Below are 26,393 nucleotides of genomic sequence, written 5' to 3' on the forward strand. Positions count from 1 at the left end.
ACATGGAGAAGAACGAAAAAACTAGATATTCTGACGCAGAATTAGTTGAGTTTAAAGAACTTATATTAGAGAAATTACGCAGTTCAAAAGAAGAATTAAGTGCTTTAACTCAATCGTTAAGCAGCCCGAATATGAATGGAACTGATGATACCGCCGGGACTTATAAAACCCTGGAGGATGGATCAGCAACTTTGGAGAAAGAGTCTATAAATCAACTTGCTGCACGCCAGAAGAAGTTTATTGACAACCTGGAAAGTGCTTTGGTGCGCATTGAGAACAAAACGTATGGCGTTTGCCGTGAAACCGGAAAGCTTATCCCTAAGGAGCGTTTACGTGCAGTACCACATGCAACGCTTAGTATGGAAGCGAAACTGAAGCAGGCCTAAATGAAAGCTTACTTTAAGCCTTTTCTTGCGATAGTAATAATTCTGCTTGTAGACCAGATATTAAAATTCTGGATTAAGCTAAATATGTCCCTAGGGCAGGAATTCAAAATTATTGGCGACTATGCCATGATCCATTTCACCGAAAACAATGGGATGGCATTCGGAATGGAGTTTGGCGGTGAAGCTGGCAAGCTTGCATTAACGCTGTTTCGTATCGCCGCAGTCTGCGGCATAGGGTACGGCGTTGTATACCTGATCAAAAAGAAATACCATCGCGGATTGATTATGAACCTGGCCCTGATCTTTGCAGGGGCAATGGGAAATATTATCGATTCAACATTTTACGGATTGCTGTTTGGCGAAAGCACGTACTATGAAGCTGCCAAGTTCTTGCCAGCCGGAGGCGGTTATGCAGGTTTATTTCATGGCAAGGTTGTAGACATGTTCTACCTTCCTATATTACAAGGCACGTATCCTGCCTGGTTCCCATTCTGGGGTGGTGATGAGTTCATTTTCTTTCGCCCGGTGTTTAATGTCGCCGATTCTGCGATTTCAATAGGCGTTGTAATGATACTTATTTATCAAAAAAGATATTTTAAGGAAGAGAAAAAGGAAGAGATCTATACTCATAGCGAGATGATCGAAGAATAGAATAAACTGAGTAAAGAGCAAAGAATAAGGATGTCCAAGGTACATCCACCATCAAGATTTCTCATCGCGAACCTAGCGGGGCATTCAACGATACGTAGCATGCGAACAGGATCAGCATAACGGAAAGGCAGTTTTAACGAACTGCCTTTTTCAGTTTATGAGGGTATCGGTACTATTGAAATAGCTATTATTCAAAAATTAATAAGGTTCCACCCATTAAATGGTGTCACATTTCTCTCCTTTTTCTCGTCTTGTTAAGGTAATGCCAACTCACATTATAATTGGCGTATAACACCGGTTAATAGTTTTCTATTGCTCACTCTAACCGATTGACCAATAGACAAATTAACCCTTTTACAAATTATTAATTGTGGAATTGGCACGAATTTTACATCCCAATAGAAAGTTTAAATAATATAGAAATGATGAATAACATGAAAACCATAATAGCCGCAGCCCTGGTCAGCATTTTTAGTCTGACTGCATATTCGCAGAATATTGATACCCGAAAAAAGATAGAAGTGCAGGGAACTGCCGAGGCAGAAGTGACGCCGGACATCCTTTACATTGGCATGTCTCTAAAAGAATATTTCAAGGATTCTGCCAATAAGAAGAAGGTAGAAATTGAAGAGCTTGAGAGACAGCTGCAGACTGCTGTCCTTGCCGCAGGGATACCGCAAGAAAACTTCACCATTAACAATATTTCAAGTTACACTACCTGGTGGGAAAAGAAAAAAAGTCCTGAATTTCTAGCGCGAAAACAATATCGTATTAAGGTTACGGATCTGAGCAAGTTCAACCAGATCATGAGCGCAGTAGATCCTAAAGGAATAGAATATAGCAATATTGAAAGCTATGATTACTCAAAGATTGAGACCTTGAAAAGAGATCTAAAGATTAAGGCGCTGCAGGCAGCCAAAGATAAAGCCACCTATCTACTCACTTCAATTGGCAGCTCTGTTGGAAGTCCGCTGGATATACAGGAAATAAACAATGAATATTACCCACAGCCCATATATCGTGCAAATACCATGATGAAAGCTGAAGCGATGGACGCAGCAGCCCCTATGCCTGACATTGATTTTAAGAAAATTAAGCTGACGTACCAGATGAGGGCTGTGTTTGAGATTAAGTAGAAAAAGAGGTCAGATGTCAGAAGTCTGGTGTCGGAGACTAACGCTCTTAAAACAATATAAAAGCCTTTCCGCACGGAGAGGCTTTTATAATTAATAACCCCTATCTTGGGCGTTCAGATTGATTACTGATCACTGATCACTGATCACTGATCACTGATCACTGATTACTGATTAATGATTACTGATTACCGATTACTGATTACTGATTACTGATCACTTAACCCGCATGGACACCCTCCAGGAACCCCGAAACGACGTCCCTTCTAAGAAGAAGACACTCTACTCCATCCGACCGGAACTGAGGGAGTATCTCCTGAAGTACGACCGCGAAGTGAAGCTCCCGGTTCAGTATTCTGACCTCTTGCGATTCAATCTTTCCACTCCGTTGAGGGATAAAGAGGGACGGGACACTTTATGGCACACCGTATATTATGATGAAAGTGAGATGAAGGAACTTTTCCCCAATCTAACCTATATCTACGCGCTGATGAACACGGATGGTGATACCGGCGTCATGGAACATCTTTCTGTCGCGCGCATCGACTACTGTACATTTGCAAACACCCGACCCTTCCGCATCAGGATTATAAACCGGCTGAATGATAACTATGATCATTTCTACATCAAAATAGCAGATGCCTCACGTGTTTACGGACTTGAACTAGAACATGTGCTATCCCCCAACCGGATCATCTACATGACTGATGGTAATACGCTAATTGAAGAGCATATCCCCGGTTTGCCCGGCGACGAGTTCATCGCACACCGTTTGGACACGCTTAAGTTTAACCAGATAAGAATATGCAAAGAGTTCGTTAAGTTTAATGAACGCTGTTTTGTGCGGCTGCTGGGTGATATGCGCTCGTATAATTTCGTAGTCGACATCACTCCCGATATAGAAGGCAATCAATATCGACTAAGAGCCATTGATTTCGATCAGCAATCCTATGAGGGCAGGCTCAAGATGTACCTGCCGCATTATTTCAAGGAAAATGTGAATCTTGTCCAATTGGGCATGAAGCATATGGATGAAACCACTATGCGCCAATATCAGGAGGAAGAGCGCACGCTTATTGCAAATCGCTTTCGCTCCGGATACTACCGGCTTGAAGATCTTTTTAAGATCATGAATATTGATACTATTTCCCATCCGGAAAAGGTAGAGCAGCTCCGCAGAGAGTTATCAGAGCATTACAAGAATCCAGTATTCAAAAGCTGTGAGACTATGGGACAGCTGGTTTTTGAGTGCTTAGCCCAGGTTGTTGGCAAGAGAGGGAATTAGCAAAGACCATATATTTCCTTGCTTAGCTCAGAAATAAAAAGCAAGGAAAACGGCACATGCTTTGATATCATTGTTATACGATGGAAAAAGCATTAAGTACCAGGCTAAAATGGGTGGAGCGGGTTTCGCACCTAATGGACGAGCAATTCAAAATTCCGGGAACTAATTTCCGCTTTGGACTTGACCCAATAATGAATTTTATCCCGATAGCTGGTGATTTAGGTGGCTTTGCAGTCTCCACAGCCCTTCTCTTAACCATGGCAAAACATGGAGTGAGCAGAAAAGTACTTTTATTGATGACGCTGAACATTATTCTGGACTCGACAATTGGTGCAATCCCAATTCTTGGTAACATATTCGACTTTGCTTACAAATCCAATAGCAGAAATATCAAGCTGTTAAAGGAGCATTACGAAGAAGGCAAACACCAGGGCAGTGGCAAAGGCATTATCGCGTGGATAATTATAACTCTGATTTTGTCTTTTGCCCTGATTGTGTATGTGCTGTGGGCGACGATTAGTTGGCTTGCTGGGATGTTGTAAAGATAATAGGGTCTGGGTTAATAAACATTTTGATCTCATTAACCAATAAGTCCAGATCGAATGGCTTCGCAAGAAAAGAATCGCAGCCAAATTCTGATTTCTTACTCGCAGCTTCCAGGTGAGCCGAAAGCATAATTACCGGAATATCTTTTTTTGCAGGGTCATTTTTTAAATCCTGACAAATCTCACCACCATTCTTTCCTCTTAATAAATAATCGAGAATAATCAGATTAGGTTCAAAGTCATCAATCATCCTGAAGACGTTGTCGCCCGATAGCATCGGTCGTACCTGGAATCCGCAATAAGTCAGGGAAAGATCAATTACTTCTAAAATTCCGGGATCATCATCCAGCACTAAAATTCGATTTTCCATAGCACACGTATTGGTAGAACGTATTAATAATACGCCTAAAACGGTATTTTGTTGCGGCAGAAGAGTTATAGGTTGTACGTTTTACGTAACAATTGCCTGCCGGACTAACAAAAGAAGATCAAAAAATGAACTGATAATACTTGAAATTTTAAGGATTCGCCTTTTAAATTACAACTAGTCTATATATTCAAACCCAGTGTATTTCACTAAGGCTTCCGGGATACGGATGCCCTTTTCAGTTTGATTATTTTCCAGTAATGAAGCAACAATACGCGGCAAAGCGAGTGCACTACCATTCAATGTATGGGCTAGCTGAGGCTTTCCCTCCTTACCTTTAAACCGGAGTTTTAGCCTGTTACTCTGATATGTTTCAAAGTTAGAAACCGATGAAACTTCCAGCCAGCGAGCCTGGGCTGCACACCATACCTCCATATCATATGTTTTGGCAGAGGTAAAACCCATATCCCCACCACATAGGCTGAGCACTCGGTAAGGCAGCTCGAGCTTTTGTAACAAAGATTGAACATAACTGCTCATTTCTTCAAGAACATTATATGATGTATCAGGATGCACAACCTGCACGATCTCAACTTTATCGAATTGGTGCAAACGGTTTAGTCCACGAACGTGTGCTCCGTAAGATCCAGCTTCACGACGGAAACATGGGGTGTAAGCACAATTTTTGATAGGCAGCTCCTCTTCCCTTACAATTACATCCCGATAGAGGTTAGTAACCGGAACTTCAGCTGTTGGAATGAGATACAGATTATCGATGCCGATATGATACATTTGGCCTTCCTTGTCGGGGAGCTGTCCGGTACCAAATCCGGAAGCTTCATTTACCACAATTGGTGGCTGCATTTCCCTGTAACCGGCGGTTTCAGCATTATCCAGGAAAAAATTAATAAGTGCACGCTGCAACTTGGCCCCTTTACCCTTATAAACAGGAAATCCTGCTCCTGCAATCTTATTTCCAAGCTCGAAATCTATAATATCATATTTGGCAGCAAGCTCCCAATGCGGCAAAGCAGTTTCGGGCAATTGCGGCACCACACCATGCTCTAATGCAACTACATTTTCGTCGGGGCCTGCACCTTTAGGGACGGAAGTGTGCGGGAGATTCGGAAGAAGTACCAGTTCGTTTTGGAGAAGTAGTTCAATGGCTGTTAACTTATCTCCAAGAGTCTTCGTTTGCTCTTTGAAAGTGTTGGTTTGCTGCTTGAGCCCTTCAGCCTCTTCCTTTAAACCCTGGCGCATCAAATCGCCTATTTTCTTAGCTGCAGCATTCGCTTCCGCCGAAATAGAATCCAAAAGCGTTTGAGTTTGACGACGATCATCATCAAGCTGTATGATCTGATCAACCAACTCAGGTTGTTTGAAATTCCTGACGGTTAAACGATTTAAAACTTCATCTCTATTTTCACGGATATAACTAACTTGCAGCATCTTTATAATTTTAAGCAAAGATATAAACAGTTTGGAGTTTGATGGCTGTTTTGGACTAATTCCTGAACGAACTTGAACTCATACTTCTAAATATGAGCGGTAAACTCTACCTGGTACCAACGCCGATCGGCAATCTTGAGGATATGAGCTTCAGGGCTATTCGTATTCTTAAAGAGGTGGATCTGATCCTTGCAGAGGATACTCGAACCAGTGCCCCCTTGCTCAAGCATTTTGGCATTGATAAGAAAGTTTTCTCCCATCACCAGCACAACGAACATAAATCGGTTACGGAAATTATTCGCTTTCTAAAAGAAGGTAAACAGATTGCCCTGATTTCCGATGCGGGAACTCCGGCAATTTCTGATCCTGGCTTTCTACTTGTTAGAGAAACGATAAAAAATGAGCTCCCGCTGGAATGTCTTCCGGGTGCAACAGCATTTGTTCCAGCATTAGTTAATTCAGGCCTGGCTGCCGACCGGTTTACCTTTGAAGGTTTTCTACCTGTAAAGAAAGGAAGACAAACACGCATGAAAGAACTTGCAAATGAGGAACGGACCATGATATTTTATGAATCTCCACACCGCCTTCTTAAGACCCTGGAAGAGTTTGGCCAATATTTTGGAGCAGAAAGGCAAGCTTCTGTGTCACGCGAGCTTACAAAGATGTTTGAAGAAACTGTAAGAGGAACTTTAGCGGAGATTAAAATACATTTCGAGACGCATACGTTAAAGGGAGAAATAGTGATTTGCGTTGCGGGGAAATAAAATCAATACTGCCTTCGGCAGTATGTTAAAATTAACCGCAAAGTGCGCAGAGTAGACGCAGAGAACGCAGAGTGGCAACACGCCTCTGCGCTCTCTGCGTAAAACTTCGTGACCTCTGGGGTAAAAAAAATGGTGAAGCCACATTAAAAAAATAAAAATGGAACAATACTTAACTGACGACCAGGATCCTAAAACCGCTGAGAAGATTTTGGGGAAACTACGCGACATGCTTACTTCTGGTGAGGTGGTAGTTTACCTTGCTATTCAAAAGAAGCCGGCGGTCACATTAATTCCTGACTGTATCGCGATAACGAACAAGCGGATCATATTCTGTATTCCTGAAAATCTGGGGTTAACAACTAACTTCATTACGTTTCCATGGGAAGATATCAAAGAAGTCTCTTTTAAAGAAGAATTCTTCGGCTCTAAGTTTATTACTGTACCTCAGAGAGGCGAGAATGTCGCCATCGACTATATCCCTAAAGTTCAAGCGCGCAAACTTTATCAATTTTCTAACGAGCAGCTGGAAAAGAATAAAAGCATTTCGACAACTCAGGAAAGTGATGATCGCAGAACTCATCTGGGGAATTCAAATGCCTCTGAAGATTACACTTCATATGTAGAAATTGAGGAGGAAGAAAAACCGTTTATGCAAGCTCAAGCTCCTGTTTCAATGGAGGAACCAGAGGATGAGGTGACGTTAAAACTTAAAAAGTTAAAAACTCTGTTCGAAAAACAATTGATCACGTCTGAAGAATACGAAAGAAAAAAGGCAGATATCTTATCTCAACTCTGACGTGAAGCAAAACTACTTGTTAGCACTGGGCAGTGCATTTCTTTTGTGGCTCGCATGGCCGCCCATCCCATTTACCGCGATCATTCTACTGATTGCATTGGTGCCGATACTTCTTGCTGTGGAGAACATTCTCACTTTAGAAAGCACCCGGAAAGGAAGGCTGATATTCAGAACTGCATTTTTATGCTTCGTCGTTTGGAACACCGCGAGCATCTATTGGGTTATCAATTCCCTCACCGCAGTAATGCCCACCTGGATGGCACTGTTTGTTGCCATCATTCCATTTGGTTTAGGGTCATTATTGATGACAATTGCCTTCTGGCTCTATTACAGGCTGAGATTGGTAACTACAAAATTCATAAGCTATACAGGCCTGATCTGCTTCTGGATAGGCTACGAATATTTACATCAGACCTGGGATCTTGCATTTCCCTGGATGAATTTAGGCAACGGCTTTGCCCAATCCCACTATTTGATTCAATGGTATGAGTTTACGGGGGTATATGGAGGTACTCTATGGGTGCTGCTATCTAATATATTGATCTTTGAATTGTACCAGGCATTAAGGCCCGGCGATCCCGGAAAACTGAAGCTGAAGTTCCTTTCGGCAGGAATGATACTTACTCCAATTGTTATTTCACTAATAATGTACTTTGGATACACCGAAAAATCTAACCCCGCCAACATAGTTGTTGTTCAGCCTAATATTGACCCCTATGAAAAATTTGGCAGCCTTAACACTTCTGCTCAAATTGCCAGAATGATTCATTTGTCAGATTCTCTTGGCCAGTCTAACACCGAATATTTTATCTGGCCGGAGACAGCTATATCGCAGGATACTGAGGAGAAGAATATCAGGATGGAACCCAACTTTATTGCAATTCAGGCTTTTCTTAGTAAATATAAAAACGGAAATGTGCTGTCTGGAATCGAGAGCTTTACGATGTATGACAGCCAGAAAACGGAAACAGCAAGATTTAACGAGCTTCAGCGGAACTATTATGACGTTTTTAATGCTGCTGTTCTGATCGAGAATTCGCCAAGGGTTCAATTCTATCATAAGTCCAAGTTGGTACCTGGTGTAGAGCAAACTCCCTTTTCAAATTCTATGGGCTTCTTAAAACCGGCTTTCGCTGCATTTGGCGGGTCGGCAGGGAGTTACGGAAAACAAGATGAACCATCAGTTTTCTATTCGCAGAGTGGAATAGGTGCAGCGCCTGTTATTTGCTATGAATCAATCTGGGGTGAGTACGTTGGCAAATACGTTAAGAAGGACGCGCAGTTTATCGCCATCATTACAAACGATGGCTGGTGGGGTAATACCTCCGGAAAAGACCAACATCTTCAATATGCAAAACTTCGTGCTATTGAGACGAGGAGATGGGTAGCACGTTCAGCAAACACAGGTATATCGGCATTCATAAACCAACGTGGGGACATTACCCAGCAAACTAAATGGTGGGTGCCTGCTGCTTTAAAAGCGGACATAAACCTGAATGAAGATCTCACTTTCTATGTAAAACATGGGGATTACGTTGCGATCGCTGGTTCGGCAGGAAGCGGCCTATTCGGGATATTCATGCTCTTCTCCATTTTTGCCGGTAAAAGAAATAAAAAATCCGTCCCTGGATCAGGAACGGATTCTACTAAACTAAAACTAAACCAAACTAAACTCCCGGCATGAACCCGGGATACCTTAAGAACAAGACCTTTGATCAAGTCCTGATAATCATCTCTATAAAGTAACGCAAATTATCAGATTAACTGTTGTAACATACAGTTTTGTTACAGATTGGTGACGAAGGGGTGATAATTGGATGTTGGTTGTTATACTAACTTACCGTAAGGTTAGCTTAGTTTGTAAACTGTACTGTCAACTGGCATTTAACCACTGGCAACTGCCAACTAACTAAGATATTTCCCAACTATGGGCATCCGTCTTCCCATCCCAAAAGCTTTTGGCGATACTCTTAATATTGGCGGAGCCTGATTCCTTTTGAATTCTGCGACATTAACCATTTTGAGTACTTTCCTCACCAGTGCTTCGTCGAAACCCATGTTAATAATTGAAGCTGAGCTTTGTTTGAGTTCGATATACTGAAATAAAATCGCATCCAGCACGTCATATTCCGGCAATGAATCAGAATCTTTCTGACCCGGTCGTAATTCGGCAGATGGCGGCTTAATAATGCTGTTTTGAGGAATAATATCACGTTCACGATTAATATAGTTAGCGAGTTTGTAAACCTGAGTCTTATAAATATCACCTAATACCCCGATGGCTCCGGCCATGTCTCCGTAAAGGGTGCCATAGCCCACTGAACACTCGCTCTTATTGGAAGTATTGAGTAAGATATACCCAAACTTATTCGACATTGCCATTAAAACGATTGCCCTGCTTCTTGCCTGCATGTTTTCTTCAGCCACACTAAATGGAAGATCTTTGAATACCGGTTTCATCATGTTCTGAAAAGCAGCAGTTGCCTCTTTTATAGCTATCACCTCATGCTTACACCCCAGGTTCATTACCAGGTCAAGCGCATCCTGAATAGAATGATCTGATGAATATTCAGACGGCATCAACACTGCCATTATATTTTCGGCACCAAGAGCTTCCGCGGCAAGTGCACAAACCAACGCTGAATCAATTCCGCCGGATAAGCCTAGTACAGCCTTTGTAAAGCCGGATTTCTGAAAATAATCTTTAATACCAAGGATTATGGCATCATGGATTTGAGCAATGTCACTTTGCGGGTCATGAACAATAGGTTTCAAACCCTTCACCTGCCCCTTATCGAATTCATAAATCTTTAATTCTTCGGTAAAATAGGTCATCTCATCGAGCAGTTGCCCCTCCTTACCAAATACAAGGGATCCACCGTCAAATATTATCTCTGTCTGCGCACCAACCTGGTTCACATAGAATAGAGGAAGTTGATATTTCCTGCAGTTATCACCCAGGATCAACACCCTTTCCTCATCATGATTATAGGCAAATGGAGAAGCTGCGATGTTGATCATCAGGTCAGGCTTTTCTAGCGAAAGAACATCCATCGGGCAGGTAACATACATCGGGTTATCGTTGATATTCCACAAGTCTTCGCATACGGTCAGTGCAATTTTATAACCCATGAACTCAACGCACTTGAAGTCAACGGCGGGCTCGAAATACCGGTATTCATCAAAAACATCGTAATTTGGGAGAAGGGCTTTGTTCACCACAGCCTTAACTGACCCTTGTTCGATAAAATAAGCCGAGTTGAAAAGGTCCTTGCCCTGTATTTTAGGATTTCTAGTTGGAAGGCCGATTATACACGCAATATCCTGACATTCTTTAGCAATCTGCTGGGCTGCGTTTTCGCAAAGTTCTATAAATTCTGAAAATTCCAGGAAGTCCCTTGGCGGATATCCGCAGACGCACAATTCTGCAAACACTACAAGATCGGCTCCTTTGCGTTTTGCCTCATGAACTGTGGAAATGATCTTTTGTGTATTAAAATTAAAATCTCCGATTATATAATTTAACTGTGCTAACGCAATCTTCATATAATAATTTGTGTTTAATTTAGCGGATATCTGTACCCATGAGGAACCTTCAAATTTACTTGTTTTTTCTCACTTGCTTTGCCGCAGTGTCCTGTAATAACAAAAAAGGACCCGATGTGTCTGAAATAAAATTGAAACTTTCCATCGAGCGATTTGATAAGGAGATCGGAGCTCTCAGCTCTACTGAAACCGAACTGGAAAAAAAGGCGGAGGGCTTAAGAAAGAAGTACACCTGGTTTTACGACGACTACATGGGCGAAATGTTAGGAGTTGGGGCTCCTAATGCCGGCTCTTCTTATTTGAATTCGCTTGTTACAGTATTACAAAATCCGGATTATTTAGAGCTAAAATCTTCCGTAGACCGAGCTTTTCCTGATTTGGGAAAAACAGAAGCAGAATTGATGGAAGCCTTTAAGCATGTCCGGTATTACTATCCGAAGCAGAAAATTCCCCGTGTAATTAGTTTCATTTCAGGCTTTGCAGTACAAACTCCGATTGGTAATGATTATGTGGGAATTGGGCTTGACATGTTCTTAGGTAAGGAGGGTGATAGATTTTATCCGGCTTTAAGGCAAAGTATTCCTCATTATATTGCCCGTCGTTTTACGCCCGAAAACATTACGCCTCGGGTTATCGAAGCTTTTACCCGTGAAGAGCTCTACCCGGAACAAGATCAGGACAGGAGCTTACTTGCAAAAATGATTTATAACGGGAAAGTGCTTTACGCGATGGACTCTTTCATGCCTGAAGTTGCAGATACTCTCAAAATAGGATATACCGGTGCTCAGCTGGCATGGTGTCAGGAGAATGAAGGTGGGATCTGGGCTTATCTTCTCGAAAATGAATTGCTGTACAATTCAGATTACATGAAAATTCAAAAATATCTTGCAGAGGCCCCTTTTACCCCGGGCCTGGGAGAAAACTCTGAGTCAGCACCTAAACTGGCGGTTTGGACGGGATGGCAAATAGTACGGAAGTATATGGAAAAGAATCCTGATGTGACTTTACCACAACTGATCCAGGAAAAAGACCCGCAAAAAATATTAACTGCATCAAAATACAAACCTAAGATGTAGTAGTACGTTGTAAGTTAAAAGTTTTAAGTGCTGGGCAGAGAGCTCCCTAATTAATTATAAAAATATGAAAGTCGGTCTGGTTCTTTCCGGAGGTGGAATACGTGGGATAGCTCATCTTGGTGTTCTGCAGGCACTCACCGAAGCGGGTATCAAGTTCTGCAAGATTAGCGGCACCAGTGCGGGCTCAATCGTCGGCTCGCTTTATGCTCAGGGGATGTTGCCTTATGATATCTTACAAATCTTCCTGAAAACAAAATTATATAAGTTTCTGAGACCAGCATTTACCCATCCTGGCCTATTGTCACTTGACCAGACCAGGTCGTTGTTTTTAGAACATCTCCCCCACGATTCCTTTGAAGGCTTAAAAATCCCCCTTGTTATTGCTGCCACGAACTTCAGCGAAGGAAAGTTGCGGTATTTCTCATCGGGTAAACTGATTGATGTAGTGCTTGCGTCGTGTTCAATTCCTGGAGTATTCAAGCCCGTGATTATTGAAGGGAATATGTACGTGGATGGAGGTGTGCTGGACAACTTTCCAATAGAGCCGATCAGAAAAGATTGTGATTTTATTATAGGTTCATCATGTAATCATCTGCCTGTTGTGAAAACCATTGCCAATTTCCGTAAATTATTTCAGCGCGCGGCAATCATGTCAATCAACTCGGATATGGAAAATAAATGCCAATTCCTGGATGTGCTTATTGAACCCGAAGGGATGGGTGCTACTAGTGTGTTTGACGTACAAAAAACCGAAGAAATCTATTGGCTGTCTTATAATGAGGCTTTAAAGAAGCTAAATTCTGATGAAAAATTGCAATCGTTAATATCGCAGTTTCAGACCAAGTGAAAATCGGTCTCAAAATAAAAAAGCCCATAACAAACTGTTATGAGCTCCATATCTTTTAAATCTAATCTATTTCAGAATTCTCAATACAGCCTTCAAGCAAAGGATAATACCAACAACAAACAGAATGTTGGAAATTGCATCGATAAACATCCAGCTTCCGGTAAAGCGCAGTAACACACCAATCATTCCAATTACAATCCCGATAACAATAAGATTATAATGTGCCGGATCATTTGATTCTTCGGTGCGTTTGTTTTTATATGTTTCTTCCATTTTTCTGTGTTTGAGATCTACGAAATTACTAATCTAATTTACAGTATACAATTCAATCTTTTATTATCCGTTTGACAACGCTGCTGCCCCACTCACAATTTCGGTAAGCTCGGTCGTAATTGCTGCTTGTCTTGCCTGGTTATATGAAAGCTTTAAGGCTTTTAAAAGGTCCCCAGCATTTTCAGTAGCCTTATCCATGGCTGTCATACGCGCACCATGCTCTGATGCATGTGAATCCAGTATAGCTTTGTAAACCTGTGTTTTGATAGATTTAGGAATTAATTGCTCAACGATTTCTTCCTGTGAAGGCTCAAGGATATAATCGGTTTGCGTTGCCGTATCGGCCACAGCCTGAGCTTTAGGAACAGGCAGTAACTGCTCAGTAGTAAGAATCTGCACGGCGGCGTTTCTGAACTGATTGTATACTAGTTCAACGCGATCGAACTCACCCTTTGCAAAGCCAACCATGATGGCATCAGTTATTTTAGATGCGTTTTCGAAAGTCAGCTCGCTATACAAGTCATTGTTATTTCCAATAACGTTGTACTTGCGTTTTTCGTAGAAATCCTGAACCTTTTTTCCGATCGCCACAATGTGAACATTGCCTTTACGGTATTGCTCTGAGTACTTTTCAGAGATCAGGTTATTTGCAGTCTTAATGACGTTCATATTAAACGCCCCTGCTAAACCACGATTTGACGATACTGTAACGATCAATACTTTATTTGGCTCACGTTCCTGAATAAAAGGAGAATTAGATTCTTCGAGGCTAGCTGAAAGGTTAGCCAAGATGTCTCTCATCTTATTAGCGTAAGGCCTTAACTGGATAATAGCACTTGTTGCCCTTTTCAACTTCGCCGCTGAAACCATTTTCATGGCTTTAGTGATCTGCTGCGTTGAGGTAACTGATGCGATCCGGTTTCGTACTTCTTTTAAATTAGCCATTTTCTTCAGTTAAGAGTGGAAAGTGGAAAGTGGAAAGTTTTAAAAACTGATCTAAAACTTACTACTCAAAACTTATAACTCTTCTTTATTCTATTTTTAAGTTATGGGTCTTAAGGTAAAAGTTGCAAGTGACAAGATACCGTTTCCTAACACTTTCAACTCTCAACTTTCAACTTCAACTCCTTAGTATTTATCTCCTAATTCTTTTGCTACAGTTTCCAGTGCACCTGTAATGCTGTCGTCAAGTTTTCCTGCTTTCAGTCCTTGTAAAACTTCTGGATAACGTTGCTCTAACTGCTGAATAAATTCTGCTTCAAAAGCTTTAACCTTGTTTACCGGAACATTACGCATTAAGTTCTTTGTACCTACATAAAGAATTGCAACTTGTTTCTCAACCGTTTCAGGAGAGAACTGTGCTTGCTTTAACAACTCCACGTTACGGGCACCTTTGTCAAGTACTGATTTAGTAGCTGCATCAAGGTCAGAACCGAACTTTGAGAAAGCCTCAAGTTCACGGTATTGTGCCTGATCAAGCTTTAATGTACCTGCAACTTTCTTCATCGACTTGATCTGAGCGTTACCACCCACACGTGATACCGAGATACCTACGTTAATCGCCGGACGAACACCTGCGTTGAATAAATTTGACTCAAGGAAGATCTGACCATCCGTAATTGAAATTACGTTTGTTGGGATGTATGCAGAAACGTCACCCGCTTGTGTTTCGATAATCGGCAATGCGGTTAATGAACCACCACCTTTAACGATATGTTTGATCGATTCAGGAAGATCATTCATAGATTTTGCAATCTCATCGTTCGAGTTGATCTTAGCTGCACGCTCCAGCAAACGGCTGTGCAGATAGAATACGTCACCTGGATACGCCTCACGGCCCGGAGGACGACGAAGAAGCAAAGAAACCTCACGGTATGACACCGCTTGTTTAGATAAATCATCATAAACAATCAGCGCTGGTTTACCAGTATCACGGAAGAACTCACCGATAGCAGCACCAGCAAACGGAGCGTAGAACTGCATTGGAGCCGGATCAGATGCCGAAGCGGCAACAATTACAGTATATGGCAATGCACCATTTTCTTCCAGAACTTTAAGGATTTGAGCAACAGTAGAGTTTTTCTGCCCGATTGCAACATATATACAGAAAACAGGCTGACCTGCTTCGTAGAATTCCTTTTGATTAATAATGGTATCGATACAAACAGCTGTTTTTCCAGTCTGACGGTCACCGATAACAAGCTCACGTTGTCCACGACCGATAGGAATCATCGCATCAATAGCTTTGATACCAGTTTGAAGGGGCTCGGTAACCGGCTGTCTGTAAATTACCCCTGGCGCCTTACGCTCCAGTGGCATTTCGTATGTTTCACCAAGAATGGGACCTTTACCATCGAGTGGTTGGCCAAGTGTGTTAACAACGCGGCCAAGCATACCTTCACCAACTTTGATAGAAGCAATCTTGTTTGTCCTTTTTACAGTGTCACCTTCTTTGATCTCATCGAAAGCTCCAAGTAATACAACACCCACATTGTCTTCCTCAAGGTTCAAAACGATACCCTGTAAACCGTTATCAAATTCAACAAGCTCGCCTGATTGAACTTTTGTTAAACCGTATACGCGGGCAATACCGTCACCCACTTGTAACACGGTACCAACCTCTTCGAGTTCGGCTTCCGACTTAAAGCCCGACAATTGTTGTCTTAAAATCGCCGAAACTTCATCTGGTCTTACCTCTACCATAGTAGTATTTTTTGTTTTTAATGTTGTTAATCTATACTTCCTGTCCCCATTAGGAAGTTTAAAAATCCCCGTAAAGGGCTGGGGCTATTAATTTTGTGTAAACTCTTTTCTCAGTTTATTGAGCTTGCTTGAGATACTAGTATCAAATTGTTTATCGCCAACTTTCAGGATAAATCCACCAATAAGCTTAGGATCTACGATCGATGTAAGGATAACTTCTCCTTTAGTAGACTGCTTAACCACATCCTCAATCTGCTTGATATTTTCCTGGCTCAAAGGAGACGCTGAAGTAACAGTTGCTTTAACTACATTTTTAAGAATATTATACTGGCTGATAAACTCTTTTGCAGTGGCAAATAATATTTCAGACCGCCCTTTTCTGATCACGATCTTGAAAAAGGAAAGGATCATTTCATGCACTTTACCGGAGAATAAGCCGTCCAGAATATTAGCCTTCTTATCGAGACTAATGATAGGATTTTTTAATATCGCCTGTAGCTCCGGATTCGCTCTGCAGGTTTCAAGAAACAGCTCAATATCTTTTTTTATTGTCTCGACAGCGTTTTGCTCGCCAGCCAGGTCAATTAAAGATTTTGCGTAACGCGTTGCAACTTGTATTTCTGACATATATTTTAGTTGTTAGTTGTTAGTTGTTAGTTGTGAGGCCTTCCAATCGTTAAACCCACTTCCATTCTCAACTCTCAACTCTCCATTCTCAACTCAATTAAGTTTAACCTCTTTTAGAAGGTCGTTAACTAATGCCTGTTGTTTATCCTGATCTTCAAATTGCTTACGCAACACTTTTTCAGCAATATCAAGAGACAAGGTTGAAACCTGGTTTTTGATCTCAGCCATTGCGGCAAGCTTTTGATTATTTATCTCGTCTTTTGCTTTCTCAATAAGCTTAGCACCTTCAGTTTTCGCTGAGTCCTTAGCATCATTGATGATCTGATCTTTAATTTCTTTAGCTTCCTTTAAGATATTGTCACGCTCCAAACGTGCTTCTCTTAAAAGATCTTCATTTTCACTGATAAGCTTAGCCATTTCAGCTTTAGCCATTTCAGCTTTTGACAAAGCATCTTCAATTGAACGCTCCCGCTCATCAAGAGCCTGAACGATGGGCTTCCATGCGAATTTGCTCAAAAGGAAGAACAGTATTAAAAAGGCTACTGTCGACCAGATGAATAATCCCGGATCCGGTGATACCAGGGGATTTAATGCCAGTAATGTCATTATCGTATATTATTTAATAAATCAATCAAAATAATAAAATAAGGCCGGTGCCAATCGCACAAGCCTTATTTTAATTAGTTTACTTGTCCGGTTCCTAAGAACGCAACAACTACAGCAAATAGAGCAACCGCCTCAACGAATGCCGCTGCGATCAACATAGCTGTTTGAATTTTAGATGCTGCTTCCGGTTGGCGAGCCATACCTTCCATAGCTTTACCACCAATGCTTCCGATACCAATGCCAGCTCCGATAGCAGCTAAACCTGCACCAATACCAGCGATACTTCCAACGATCATAATCTGATTTTTAAATATATATTAAACAAAAAATAAATTCATATTAGTGCTCAGCATGCTCTTCGACAGCCATCCCGATAAACAAGGCTGACAGAATTGTGAAAATAAATGCCTGAATAAACCCTACTACCAGCTCAATTACACTGATAAATAGTACAAACGGAATTGCTACACCAGCAACCAGAACGCTCTTAATAATAAAGATCAACGAGATTAAACTCAGGATCAAGATGTGCCCTGCCGTAATGTTTGCAAACAAACGTATCATCAAAGCAATAGGCTTGGTGAATAAACCGATGATTTCGACAGGGATCATCAATGGATACAACCACCATGGAACGTGCGGAGTGAAGACGTGACCCCAGTAATTCTTATTACCATTTATAGTAGTAAGGACAAATGTACAAAGGGCAAGCATCATCGTTACCGCAATATTACCGGTAAGGTTAGCACCACCAGGAAAGAAAGGAATCAATCCCATCAGGTTGTTTAACCACACGAAAAAGAACACTGTCAATAAATAAGGCATAAAGCCTTTATATCTGTAACCTAATTGAGGTTTCGCAATATCATCACGAACAAAAAGAATAATAGGCTCAAGAATAGATTGCAAGCCTTTTGGAGCTTTACCTTCACGTTTCTTGTATGCGTTAGCTATTCCAATAAATACTACAAGAAGAACAATCACCGATATCAATAAGGATACTACGTTTTTGGTAATTGAAATATCAAGAGGTTTGGTATTTAAGATATCTCCTTTCGAGTCGTGAGTAATGTAAGTCCCATCCGCGCCTTTAACTGCTGAAGGATAATAATATTTTCCGTGGTAATTTACAAGATTGACACCGTCTGCGTTAATAACCTCTGTACCGTGGTCGTTATGCCCAAACTTATTCGAAAGGAATGTCACCAGGCCATTTTCCGTATACAATATAACGGGCAATGGGACAGAAACATCACCAAAGAAATGCCACTCATGAGAGTCAGCAATGTGATGCAGGATCATCTGAGAAATATCTTCTTCTTTTTCCTCGCCTTCAGCATGCGCAACCGAAGTTTCAGCGTGCGCCGTGTCTGCAGAAGTATGCTCTTGTGAAAAGGCCGTAAAGCTCAGCAATGAAAATAAAACCGCACAAAATGATTTGCTGAAGAATTTTTTTGAATTGAAAATATGGCTCAAATCCATTTATTATAAGGAATTTACTTAATTTTTTGGTTGCGCAAGTTACACAACAAACAATATATTTCAAACACTGTATGAAAGAAATATAGATAAAAAAAACAGATCATAAATTTAGCCGGATTCACAGTGTTTTGACTGATGTAAACAAAGGCTATTACCATGTACAAAAGCAGCTTTACTGCGATGCTGGCAAGAAGGGCTTGCCCGGATGATTTTACGCTTACGCTCATTCTCCAGGAGGCGAATAAATAGATTACAAAGGTTATAATGCTGAACACTATGAACATCTTATCAAATCGGGGAATCAATAGATCAAGTTCCTTAAAGTGATGATGAATTACAAAGGGTGGTATTGCCAGTAATATATTGAAAAGAACAAAATAGATAAGGAATCTGGTAATACTCATGACTTCAGCGACCTTATGGTTTGATAGATAGAAAAACAAACTCCAATAACACAGGCAATCGCCGTTACCCATTGAGTTTTATGAGCATAATATTGATCGATTTTATATCCGATGAATGCGAAAGCTCCAATGATCGCCATCATTTGAAACGCCACGCCCGTATACTTTGCGTAACCGCTCAGCGCTTTTTTCTCATCCGCCAAACCTTCTTCCTGGGGGCTTTCTGATTTCTCTTGGTGGTTTTCCATTGCAATTCTTAAGAGCGCAAAATTATCAATAATATCTTGCTTCTAAGGTCCTCATGAGGGTGGTATGTTATAGAAATAACATTGAGACAATATTCGATATGGGATATGCTTGTTTTCTATAAACATGTGACCGCCTTCGGGATCAATTGACGGTTTCTTTGTAGCGAAACATTATATTTACATGGGAAATTCCAGCATGAATAAAATATCTTTGCGTAGATTTTGTTTTATAAAAGTCAAGCATTAATCAATTGAGATCAAACAATCCACTTAGCTTTTTCAGCCTATTATATTTTTGCATTATTTGTTTAGGGTTCTCTGCATGCGATTCTCAAAAACAGACTGTTGCAAGCCGTGGAATGCAGAATCTAACTGCGCATTATAATATCATGTATAATGCGAATCTGCTGGTCGACGATAGCGAGCGTAACATTGAACTAATCACGACCGATGATTATGAAAGGCTCATATCTGTATACAAAGAACCGAAAGAAGCAACAGCACAAGGAGAAATCAAAAACCTTGACCAGGCAATCCTTAAGGCTAATGTTATTGCTAATGAAAAGTCGCTGAGTAATTATGTTGATGATGCCTATTTCCTGATCGCGAAAGCAAATCATCTCAAAGCGAACTTCTACAATGCATCGGAATTTTTCACTTATGTTTATAACTCTTATCCTGAAGAGAAAGAGTTGAGGCAGGCGGCCTTAGCGTGGAAAGCCCGGTCACTGATAGAATCTGAGCGATTTGAGGAGGCTGAGGCAACCTTGGATACGGCACTTAAATATATCAAAACGGAAAAAGAATCTGTGGGCGATATATATGCGACCAAGGCACAGCTTCATTTATATGCCAACCAGGATGAAGAGGCGATAAACATGCTTGAGCAGGCAATTAAAAATGCCCGGAACCGCCAGCACAAGATTCGGTGGACCTATCTAGTAGCCCAACTACAACAAATAACAAAAAAGCCTGAAGCAGCATATGACAATTATACCGAAGTTGTCAAGAGTAATGCTCCATTTGATATGGCTTTTAATGCGAATCTCAATAGAATTAGTATTCGCGACGAGCAAAACGGAAATAAAGTAAGCAGATCACAGCAACTTAGGTCGCTCCTAAAAGACGATAAAAACAAAGACTTTGTCGACCAGATCTATTTTCAAATAGGCAACAGTTATGCTGCAGAAAATGACATGGAAAAAGCGATTGAGAATTATAACCTTTCTGTAAAAAATAGCACAAAAAATCTCATTCAAAAAGGCCTGTCTTATCAAAAGCTTGCTCAAATTTATTTCGATCAATCTGATTTTATACGATCTAAAGCCTATTACGACAGCACCCTGGCTGCATTGCCAAAGACGTATCCGGATTATGCGCTAATAAATACTAAAGCAGCGAACATAGAATTATTAGCCGACAGACTTACGACAATTTCACAGCAGGATACACTACAAATGCTCGCAAGTCTGCCTGAAGCCGATAGAGATTTACGCATTGGTGCACTGGTTAGGGAGCAAACGTTAAAAGCGCTGAAATCGGCAGAAGCGTTTGCCAGTTCAAGTCTGCCTGGGCCGACACAAGCTCTTGCAAACAGCGTGAAGGAAGGCAAATTCTACTTTAATAACTCTATCGCATTAAAACAGGGCTTATTAGATTTTAAAAAGCGATGGGGTAATAGAAAGCTTGAAGATAACTGGAGGCGAAGTCAAAAATCGGCAAGTGATATCAGCTCAACTATATCACCGGATCAAGCCATTGCTAATCCTTTTCAGCAGTCAGTTCCTGACCCTACCGCATCTAATATTGAAACGATAAGGCGTACCTTCATTGAAGGCATGCCCCTGACTCCCGAACAGAAACTGGCTTCAGACCAAAAGATTGCTTCTGCATACTTTGATATAGCAAATTATTACCGCGAAGTGTCGCTGGATACCGCCGAGGCTGTAAATACCTATGAAAAACTGCTTAGCCGTTTTCCGGAGAACCCGAATAAGCTTGCCATATATTATAACTTATATCGCCTTAACTTAACTGTGAATCCGAAACGTGCGGAAGAATTTAAACAACTACTGCTCAATGATTTTCCTGATTCCCCATTCGCGAAGATCATTTTGGATCCACAGTACAATCAAAGGTCCGATGAGCAGGAAATAGCTTACAATAAGTTCTATAATGAAGCTTATGACCTTTATTCTGTCAAAAAATATGATCAGGTACTTTCACAAGTTGACAAGTATGGTCAGTCATTCACAGGCAGACCGATGCCAGCTCAGTTAGATTACTTACGCGCCCTTGCTATCGGCCGTACCCAGAGACTTCCGCAGTTGGAAACTGCATTTAAAGAACTGATAACCGCATATCCGGACGACAAGATAATTGTCCCGCTGGTGAAAGAACACCTGGAATTCATCAATGCAAACAGGGCGTTATTGAGTGAACGTTTAGTCGTATTGATAGACAATGATCCAAACGGAGACCGTTTTGTTCAGGAACCAGTAAACGAACCTGTGGCAACTGTAATTTCGACCAGAAGTCCGGAAGTCAAACCGGTCACTGTCACAGAAAATAGAAAGGCGCCAGTTTCTGTTCCTGCGGAAGTAAATTCTCTTTTTGTAAAAGAAGAGTCTGCCCTATTTTATTTCGTTATTAATGTTTTCGATCCGGTAGTTAACCTAAGCTCTTCGCGGTTTGGAATTGGCCAATTTAACAGGATCAACTTACCACGAGCAGGACTTAAACATCAGTTAAAAAATGTGAATAAGCAAAACCAGCTTATATTTGTAGGTCCGTTTGAAGGCCGGGGAGCTGCTCAGGACTACTACAATAGCATAAATCCGATGATGAAAGAAATAATGAAAATTCCAGCAGCCAAATACAGCACATTTTATATAAACCAGCAAAACCTGGATAAGATTACTGATAGGGCAACTCTCGACCAATATGTTGAGTTTTACAAAAGCACCTACTAATGAGCCCAAACATGAAATCCCAATTAACCCAGCAAGACATAAATCGCTACACTATCCGATTCTGGAAATGGATCATCGGAATAATTGCATTTGGAGCTATTTTGATCTTCAGTATTGGACTTGGACTATTTGGCAGCCTTCCAGATCTTCGCACCCTTGAAAATCCCAAAAGCAATCAGGCATCGGAAGTTATTTCTGACGATAATGTAGTGCTTGGAACATATTACGTACAAAACAGGTCGAATGTGCGATATGATGAGATTTCACCAAATGTGATCAATGCTTTAATTGCCACGGAGGATATACGTTTTTACAACCACTCCGGAATTGACTTCAAACGTACATTTACCATTATATTCTACAACCTTATCGGGAAACGACAAGGAGCAAGCACGATAACACAACAGCTCGCACTAAATATGTTTTCTGAGGAAGGAAGATCCAAAAGCTTTCTTAAACGGCTGATCCAAAAATCACAGGAGCTCATCGTCGCAGTAAAACTGGAACGTCAGTATACCAAGGAAGAAATTCTGACCATGTATCTGAACACAGTCGACTTTGGATCTTATAATACATATGGTATCAAGTCTGCTGCAAGAACCTATTTCAGCACCACGCCCGACAAGTTAAAACCTCACCAGGCTGCAATATTGATAGGGATGCTTAAAGGGCCATCCTATTATAATCCACATCGGAATCCGGAACGTGCACTGGCCCGCCGGAACACAGTACTTGAGAATATGAATAAAGCCAGCTACATCAGTGACGAAGATTCTGAAAAACTTAAGCAGTTGCCATTGGGGCTTGCCTTTAATCCTACGGATCATGCAGACGGCTCAGCTGCATATTTTCGCGCAGTACTGAAAAAAGATGTTCAGCAAACACTCGAAGAAAATAGTATTTACAAAGCAGACAATACACCTTATGACCTTGACCGGGATGGTTTGAAAATATATACCACGCTGAATTCACGCATGCAGCATTATGCTGAGGAAGCACAGAAAGAATACATGAAAACCCTGCAGGTGAGCTTTAAGAACTCTTGGAAAGGACGCGATCCTTTTAATTTTAAAGAGGCTAAAGGACTGATCGACCAGGGAATGAAACGATCTGACCGGTATAAAGCTCTGAAGGATGAAGGAAAAACTGAAGAAGAGATTCTTGAAGATTTCAGGACACCAGCCAAGATGACTATTTTCAGCTGGCGGGGAGAAATCGATACCATGATGAAGCCCATCGACTCCATCAAGTATTATAAATTATTACTGCGCAATGCAGTGATGTCAATGGAACCTCAAACGGGTTACGTGAGAGCTTGGGTTGGAGGCATTGATTTCAACCATTTTAAATATGATCAGGTCAAAGTCGGAACACGACAGGTTGGATCGACAGCTAAACCGTTTACATACGCTGTGGCAATTGGAAACGGAGGGTTCTCTCCTTGCTTTATGGTTGATAATCTTCCGGTGAGTATTGATGCAGGTGATGGCACTTCTTATACGCCAAGAGCATACAGATCACTGCCCGGGCCACTAACTTTGAAAAAGGCACTCGCACATTCTCAGAATAATTCAACAATGTTCCTGATGAAACAAGTCGGTGCCACGGCAGTTTCAACTCTTGCTAAAAATATGGGCGTTCCAAACGTGCCCGCTGTCCCGTCCATTGCACTTGGTTCTTTCGAGGCCTCGGTATATGATATGGTTGGGGCGTACTCTGTGTTTGTGAATCATGGAATATGGACTGAACCTATTTATCTGCTTCGCATCGAGGATAAAAATGGTAACGTGATTTATGAGCGTAAACCGAGAATTAAAGTGGTCTTGGATGAGCAAACAGCTTATGTAATGACCGATATGTTAAAAGCTGTTGTAAGGGAAGGAACTGGTGTAAGATTGGGGTGGAAATACAAATTAACTAACCCGATAGGAGGAAAAACTGGTACTACTAATAATAACTCTGATGGATGGTTTATGGGTATCACCCCACAGCTGGTAACGGGTGTCTGGACAGGTGCTGAAGATAGAGCAATACATTTTTCTTCAACCGACTTTGGGGAGGGTGCAAATACAGCGCTTCCGATTTTCGGTATATATATGCAGAAAGTTTATGCCGACCAAACCCTCAGGTATACCAAAGGTGATTTCCCTCTTCCAAAAGGAGGTGTAACTACAACTTTGGATTGTGGAGCATATTCTAAACAACAATCTGTAGAGACTGAACTAGACAAGAAGCTTGGATTTTAAAAGTGTAGCTGAAGGGATTGCCGCGCTTCGCTCGCATTGACAGGCGGCTCGCAAAGAACAGAAATCGTAAATTTTCATTTAACTTGTCCTTGCGTGAACGCCCTACCGGACGGTAAGGAAGGTACGACGAAGCCTGCCTGCGGCAGGCAGGCAATCTGATTATTACTATAAATGGAAAAGTTTGATCACCGTGCGGCTATAAAAAATATCCCCCATAAACCAGGGATCTACCAATTCTGGTCAGAAAGCGATGAATTGATTTATATCGGTAAGGCGAAGAATTTAAAAAATCGGGTTACTTCCTATTTCAATAAAGACAATTATCGTATCAACGCTAAAACGCGTGTACTTGTAAGCAAAATCCGGCGTGTAACGTTCACTATAGTTGATACCGAGATTGATGCCTGGCTGCTTGAGAATAGCCTGATAAAAAAGCATCAGCCTAAATACAACATTCTTCTTAAAGATGATAAGACCTACCCATGGATTATCATTAAAAATGAGCCATTTCCAAGAATCTTCTGGACGCGGAAAATCATCAAGGATGGCTCTACCTACTTCGGCCCATATGCGTCTATCAGCATGATGCATACGATATTGGGAATGATTAAGGAAATCTATCCCTTGCGGACCTGTAATCTTCCCCTTACCCAGTCTAACATACTCGCAGGAAAATTCCGCGTATGCCTGGAATATCAGATAGGAAATTGCAAAGGACCCTGCCAGGCGTTTCAGACAGATGACGATTACGACCAGAACATATCTGAGATCAAAGATATTCTCAATGGGAAAACAAGTGCTGTAATTAAAAGACTAAAAGGTCAGCTGGACACCTCTGTTGCTGAACTTAATTTCGAGCTTTCGCACCGTCTAAAGCGAAAGTATGATCTTCTGGATCGCTATCAAAGTAAATCCACGATTGTAAACTCGTCCATTACAGATGTTGATGTTTTCAGCATCGCGACAGATGAAAAACATGCATTCGTGAACTACCTGAAAGTTATGAATGGAACGGTCATCCAGACTCAAACTCTGGAAATGAAAAAGCGATTGGACGAGACGGATGAAGAGCTCTTAACAATCGCAATTTTTGAGTTCAGAACCCGATTCAACAGTACATCCAGGGAAATCATAGTTCCATTCGACCTCGACCTAAGCGAATCTGGGATGCGTGTTAACGTTCCAAAACTTGGAGAGAAAAGGAAGTTGCTGGATCTTTCGCAAAAGAATGTGATGTTCTTTAAACGTGAAAAACTCGAACAGTATGAAAAGCTTAATCCGGAGTTACGAACGGACAGGCTTCTCACCCAGATGATGAAAGACCTACGATTAAACCAACTACCACGGCATATCGAATGCTTCGATAATTCCAACTTTCAGGGGAAGTTTCCGGTTTCCGCTATCGTGGTGTTTAAAGATGCTAAGCCATCCAAAAAAGATTACCGGCATTTCAACGTAAAAACCGTAGAAGGCCCTGATGACTTTGCAACGATGGAAGAAGCGGTCTTTAGGAGATATCGAAGAATGCTGGAAGAAGAACAGCCCCTTCCACAGCTTATTGTAATAGATGGAGGAAAGGGCCAGCTATCCTCAGCGATGAAAAGTCTAAAAACACTTGGAATTGAAACGCAGGTAACGATTATAGGTATCGCCAAAAAGCTGGAAGAAATTTATTATCCCGGTGATCAATATCCCATGTATCTGGATAAAAAATCAGAGACGCTGAAGATCATACAGCAGCTCAGGGATGAAGCCCATCGTTTTGGAATTACGTTCCACAGAAGCAAAAGAAATAAAGCTACACTGGCTACAGAATTGGAAAATATCCCGGGTGTCGGGCGGACTACTGCTGACAAATTGTTGCGGCATTTTAAGTCTGTAAAGAAGATTAAAGAAGCGAGCCAGGAAGAGTTGAGCGAGGTGGTGAATAAAAGCCAACTGTCAGCCTTAAAGAATTACTTCAAAAACGAAAAGCCCCGGATCTAAT

General features: G+C 41.3%; 24 protein-coding genes. 13 read left to right on the top strand and 11 right to left on the bottom strand.

The window, feature by feature from the left end; all coding sequences use genetic code 11:
* Nucleotides 1–2 precede the first annotated feature (2 nt).
* The 5 genes from B5X60_RS10090 to B5X60_RS10110 all read left to right on the top strand — a co-directional run bounded on the left by B5X60_RS10090 (nt 3) and on the right by B5X60_RS10110 (nt 3,997).
* Nucleotides 3–386, top strand: coding sequence for a TraR/DksA family transcriptional regulator (locus B5X60_RS10090; RefSeq protein WP_079702572.1), 384 nt, complete (start codon nt 3–5; stop codon nt 384–386).
* A complete protein-coding gene (locus tag B5X60_RS10095) occupies nt 387–1,037 on the top strand; it encodes a lipoprotein signal peptidase (protein WP_079702573.1) in 651 nt (216 codons plus the stop codon).
* Nucleotides 1,038–1,471: 434 nt separating this feature from the next.
* Complete coding sequence (locus B5X60_RS10100) at nt 1,472–2,173, top strand: SIMPL domain-containing protein (RefSeq protein ID WP_079703235.1); 702 nt, start codon at nt 1,472–1,474, stop codon at nt 2,171–2,173.
* 226 nt (nt 2,174–2,399) lie between these two features.
* Nucleotides 2,400–3,455, top strand: coding sequence for a hypothetical protein (locus B5X60_RS10105; protein ID WP_079702574.1), 1,056 nt, complete (start codon nt 2,400–2,402; stop codon nt 3,453–3,455).
* Between the two features lie 80 nt (nt 3,456–3,535).
* Complete coding sequence (locus tag B5X60_RS10110) at nt 3,536–3,997, top strand: DUF4112 domain-containing protein (RefSeq protein ID WP_079702575.1); 462 nt, start codon at nt 3,536–3,538, stop codon at nt 3,995–3,997.
* Here B5X60_RS10110 and B5X60_RS10115 read toward each other — a convergent pair.
* Both B5X60_RS10115 and serS read right to left on the bottom strand, forming a co-directional pair.
* A complete protein-coding gene (locus tag B5X60_RS10115; protein ID WP_079702576.1) occupies nt 3,972–4,370 on the bottom strand; it encodes a response regulator transcription factor in 399 nt (132 codons plus the stop codon). The genes B5X60_RS10110 and B5X60_RS10115 overlap by 26 nt on opposite strands.
* Nucleotides 4,371–4,544: 174 nt before the next feature.
* Complete coding sequence (gene serS, locus B5X60_RS10120) at nt 4,545–5,816, bottom strand: serine--tRNA ligase (RefSeq protein ID WP_079702577.1); 1,272 nt, start codon at nt 5,814–5,816, stop codon at nt 4,545–4,547.
* 92 nt (nt 5,817–5,908) lie between these two features.
* Between serS and rsmI the strand changes: the two genes are divergently transcribed.
* From rsmI to lnt, 3 genes are all read left to right on the top strand, one after another.
* Complete coding sequence (gene rsmI, locus B5X60_RS10125; RefSeq protein ID WP_079702578.1) at nt 5,909–6,580, top strand: 16S rRNA (cytidine(1402)-2'-O)-methyltransferase; 672 nt, start codon at nt 5,909–5,911, stop codon at nt 6,578–6,580.
* Nucleotides 6,581–6,737: 157 nt separating this feature from the next.
* On the top strand, nt 6,738–7,376 hold the full coding sequence (locus B5X60_RS10130) for a PH domain-containing protein (protein WP_079702579.1): 639 nt from the start codon (nt 6,738–6,740) through the stop codon (nt 7,374–7,376).
* 1 nt (nt 7,377) lies between these two features.
* Entirely contained in the window at nt 7,378–9,060 is a 1,683-nt protein-coding gene (gene lnt / locus B5X60_RS10135) for an apolipoprotein N-acyltransferase (protein WP_079702580.1), read from the top strand.
* Nucleotides 9,061–9,281: 221 nt separating this feature from the next.
* Here the strand turns inward: lnt and B5X60_RS10140 are convergent, their stop codons facing one another.
* The gene (locus B5X60_RS10140) at nt 9,282–10,922 is read right to left on the bottom strand and encodes an NAD+ synthase (RefSeq protein WP_079702581.1); all 1,641 of its coding nucleotides are present in this window, start codon (nt 10,920–10,922) and stop codon (nt 9,282–9,284) included.
* A gap of 38 nt (nt 10,923–10,960) precedes the next feature.
* On the opposite strand from B5X60_RS10140, the gene gldB reads away from it, so the two are divergent.
* Both gldB and B5X60_RS10150 read left to right on the top strand, forming a co-directional pair.
* Nucleotides 10,961–11,998 (top strand): gliding motility lipoprotein GldB, encoded by a 1,038-nt coding sequence (gldB, locus tag B5X60_RS10145; protein ID WP_079702582.1) that lies wholly within the window; start codon nt 10,961–10,963, stop codon nt 11,996–11,998.
* 64 nt (nt 11,999–12,062) lie between these two features.
* Nucleotides 12,063–12,845, top strand: a complete 783-nt coding sequence (locus B5X60_RS10150) for a patatin-like phospholipase family protein (protein WP_079702583.1) — start codon at nt 12,063–12,065, stop codon at nt 12,843–12,845.
* Between the two features lie 66 nt (nt 12,846–12,911).
* On the opposite strand, the gene B5X60_RS10155 is transcribed toward B5X60_RS10150, so the two are convergent.
* The 8 genes from B5X60_RS10155 to B5X60_RS10195 all read right to left on the bottom strand — a co-directional run bounded on the left by B5X60_RS10155 (nt 12,912) and on the right by B5X60_RS10195 (nt 19,188).
* Nucleotides 12,912–13,118, bottom strand: coding sequence for a hypothetical protein (locus tag B5X60_RS10155; RefSeq protein WP_079702584.1), 207 nt, complete (start codon nt 13,116–13,118; stop codon nt 12,912–12,914).
* Nucleotides 13,119–13,181: 63 nt separating this feature from the next.
* Nucleotides 13,182–14,063: an ATP synthase F1 subunit gamma gene (gene atpG, locus B5X60_RS10160; protein ID WP_079702585.1), complete on the bottom strand. Its 882-nt coding sequence runs from the start codon at nt 14,061–14,063 to the stop codon at nt 13,182–13,184.
* A 183-nt stretch (nt 14,064–14,246) separates the two neighbouring features.
* Nucleotides 14,247–15,821, bottom strand: coding sequence for a F0F1 ATP synthase subunit alpha (gene atpA, locus B5X60_RS10165; protein WP_079702586.1), 1,575 nt, complete (start codon nt 15,819–15,821; stop codon nt 14,247–14,249).
* Nucleotides 15,822–15,908: 87 nt separating this feature from the next.
* On the bottom strand, nt 15,909–16,448 hold the full coding sequence (gene atpH, locus B5X60_RS10170; RefSeq protein WP_079702587.1) for an ATP synthase F1 subunit delta: 540 nt from the start codon (nt 16,446–16,448) through the stop codon (nt 15,909–15,911).
* Between the two features lie 93 nt (nt 16,449–16,541).
* Nucleotides 16,542–17,054: a F0F1 ATP synthase subunit B gene (locus tag B5X60_RS10175; RefSeq protein WP_079702588.1), complete on the bottom strand. Its 513-nt coding sequence runs from the start codon at nt 17,052–17,054 to the stop codon at nt 16,542–16,544.
* Between the two features lie 74 nt (nt 17,055–17,128).
* Entirely contained in the window at nt 17,129–17,347 is a 219-nt protein-coding gene (gene atpE / locus B5X60_RS10180; RefSeq protein WP_079703236.1) for an ATP synthase F0 subunit C, read from the bottom strand.
* A 46-nt stretch (nt 17,348–17,393) separates the two neighbouring features.
* Nucleotides 17,394–18,536, bottom strand: coding sequence for a F0F1 ATP synthase subunit A (gene atpB / locus B5X60_RS10185; RefSeq protein ID WP_079702589.1), 1,143 nt, complete (start codon nt 18,534–18,536; stop codon nt 17,394–17,396).
* 400 nt (nt 18,537–18,936) lie between these two features.
* Nucleotides 18,937–19,188 carry an AtpZ/AtpI family protein gene (locus B5X60_RS10195; protein ID WP_079702591.1) on the bottom strand — a complete coding sequence of 84 codons (252 nt, stop codon included), beginning with the start codon at nt 19,186–19,188 and terminating at the stop codon, nt 18,937–18,939.
* Nucleotides 19,189–19,439: 251 nt separating this feature from the next.
* Between B5X60_RS10195 and porW the strand changes: the two genes are divergently transcribed.
* From porW to uvrC, 3 genes are all read left to right on the top strand, one after another.
* On the top strand, nt 19,440–22,160 hold the full coding sequence (gene porW, locus B5X60_RS10200) for a tetratricopeptide repeat protein (protein ID WP_456073011.1): 2,721 nt from the start codon (nt 19,440–19,442) through the stop codon (nt 22,158–22,160).
* 11 nt (nt 22,161–22,171) lie between these two features.
* Entirely contained in the window at nt 22,172–24,406 is a 2,235-nt protein-coding gene (locus B5X60_RS10205) for a transglycosylase domain-containing protein (RefSeq protein WP_079703237.1), read from the top strand.
* Nucleotides 24,407–24,577: 171 nt separating this feature from the next.
* A complete protein-coding gene (gene uvrC, locus B5X60_RS10210) occupies nt 24,578–26,392 on the top strand; it encodes an excinuclease ABC subunit UvrC (RefSeq protein WP_079702593.1) in 1,815 nt (604 codons plus the stop codon).
* The last annotated feature ends 1 nt before the right edge of the window (nt 26,393 follow it).

Source organism: Daejeonella lutea (assembly GCF_900168015.1).
GTDB classification, from domain to species: domain Bacteria; phylum Bacteroidota; class Bacteroidia; order Sphingobacteriales; family Sphingobacteriaceae; genus Daejeonella; species Daejeonella lutea.

Excerpts from the sequence above, each read along its gene's own strand:
- B5X60_RS10090 (WP_079702572.1), top strand. The coding sequence starts at position 3 with ATGGAGAAGAACGAAAAAACTAGATATTCTGACGCAGAATTAGTTGAG.
- B5X60_RS10095 (WP_079702573.1), top strand. The coding sequence starts at position 387 with ATGAAAGCTTACTTTAAGCCTTTTCTTGCGATAGTAATAATTCTGCTT.
- B5X60_RS10100 (WP_079703235.1), top strand. The coding sequence starts at position 1,472 with ATGAAAACCATAATAGCCGCAGCCCTGGTCAGCATTTTTAGTCTGACT.
- B5X60_RS10105 (WP_079702574.1), top strand. The coding sequence starts at position 2,400 with ATGGACACCCTCCAGGAACCCCGAAACGACGTCCCTTCTAAGAAGAAG.
- B5X60_RS10110 (WP_079702575.1), top strand. The coding sequence starts at position 3,536 with ATGGAAAAAGCATTAAGTACCAGGCTAAAATGGGTGGAGCGGGTTTCG.
- B5X60_RS10115 (WP_079702576.1), bottom strand. The coding sequence starts at position 4,370 with ATGGAAAATCGAATTTTAGTGCTGGATGATGATCCCGGAATTTTAGAA.
- serS (WP_079702577.1), bottom strand. The coding sequence starts at position 5,816 with ATGCTGCAAGTTAGTTATATCCGTGAAAATAGAGATGAAGTTTTAAAT.
- rsmI (WP_079702578.1), top strand. The coding sequence starts at position 5,909 with ATGAGCGGTAAACTCTACCTGGTACCAACGCCGATCGGCAATCTTGAG.
- B5X60_RS10130 (WP_079702579.1), top strand. The coding sequence starts at position 6,738 with ATGGAACAATACTTAACTGACGACCAGGATCCTAAAACCGCTGAGAAG.
- B5X60_RS10140 (WP_079702581.1), bottom strand. The coding sequence starts at position 10,922 with ATGAAGATTGCGTTAGCACAGTTAAATTATATAATCGGAGATTTTAAT.
- gldB (WP_079702582.1), top strand. The coding sequence starts at position 10,961 with ATGAGGAACCTTCAAATTTACTTGTTTTTTCTCACTTGCTTTGCCGCA.
- B5X60_RS10150 (WP_079702583.1), top strand. The coding sequence starts at position 12,063 with ATGAAAGTCGGTCTGGTTCTTTCCGGAGGTGGAATACGTGGGATAGCT.
- B5X60_RS10155 (WP_079702584.1), bottom strand. The coding sequence starts at position 13,118 with ATGGAAGAAACATATAAAAACAAACGCACCGAAGAATCAAATGATCCG.
- atpG (WP_079702585.1), bottom strand. The coding sequence starts at position 14,063 with ATGGCTAATTTAAAAGAAGTACGAAACCGGATCGCATCAGTTACCTCA.
- atpA (WP_079702586.1), bottom strand. The coding sequence starts at position 15,821 with ATGGTAGAGGTAAGACCAGATGAAGTTTCGGCGATTTTAAGACAACAA.
- atpH (WP_079702587.1), bottom strand. The coding sequence starts at position 16,448 with ATGTCAGAAATACAAGTTGCAACGCGTTACGCAAAATCTTTAATTGAC.
- B5X60_RS10175 (WP_079702588.1), bottom strand. The coding sequence starts at position 17,054 with ATGACATTACTGGCATTAAATCCCCTGGTATCACCGGATCCGGGATTA.
- atpB (WP_079702589.1), bottom strand. The coding sequence starts at position 18,536 with ATGGATTTGAGCCATATTTTCAATTCAAAAAAATTCTTCAGCAAATCA.
- B5X60_RS10195 (WP_079702591.1), bottom strand. The coding sequence starts at position 19,188 with ATGGAAAACCACCAAGAGAAATCAGAAAGCCCCCAGGAAGAAGGTTTG.
- B5X60_RS10205 (WP_079703237.1), top strand. The coding sequence starts at position 22,172 with ATGAAATCCCAATTAACCCAGCAAGACATAAATCGCTACACTATCCGA.
- uvrC (WP_079702593.1), top strand. The coding sequence starts at position 24,578 with ATGGAAAAGTTTGATCACCGTGCGGCTATAAAAAATATCCCCCATAAA.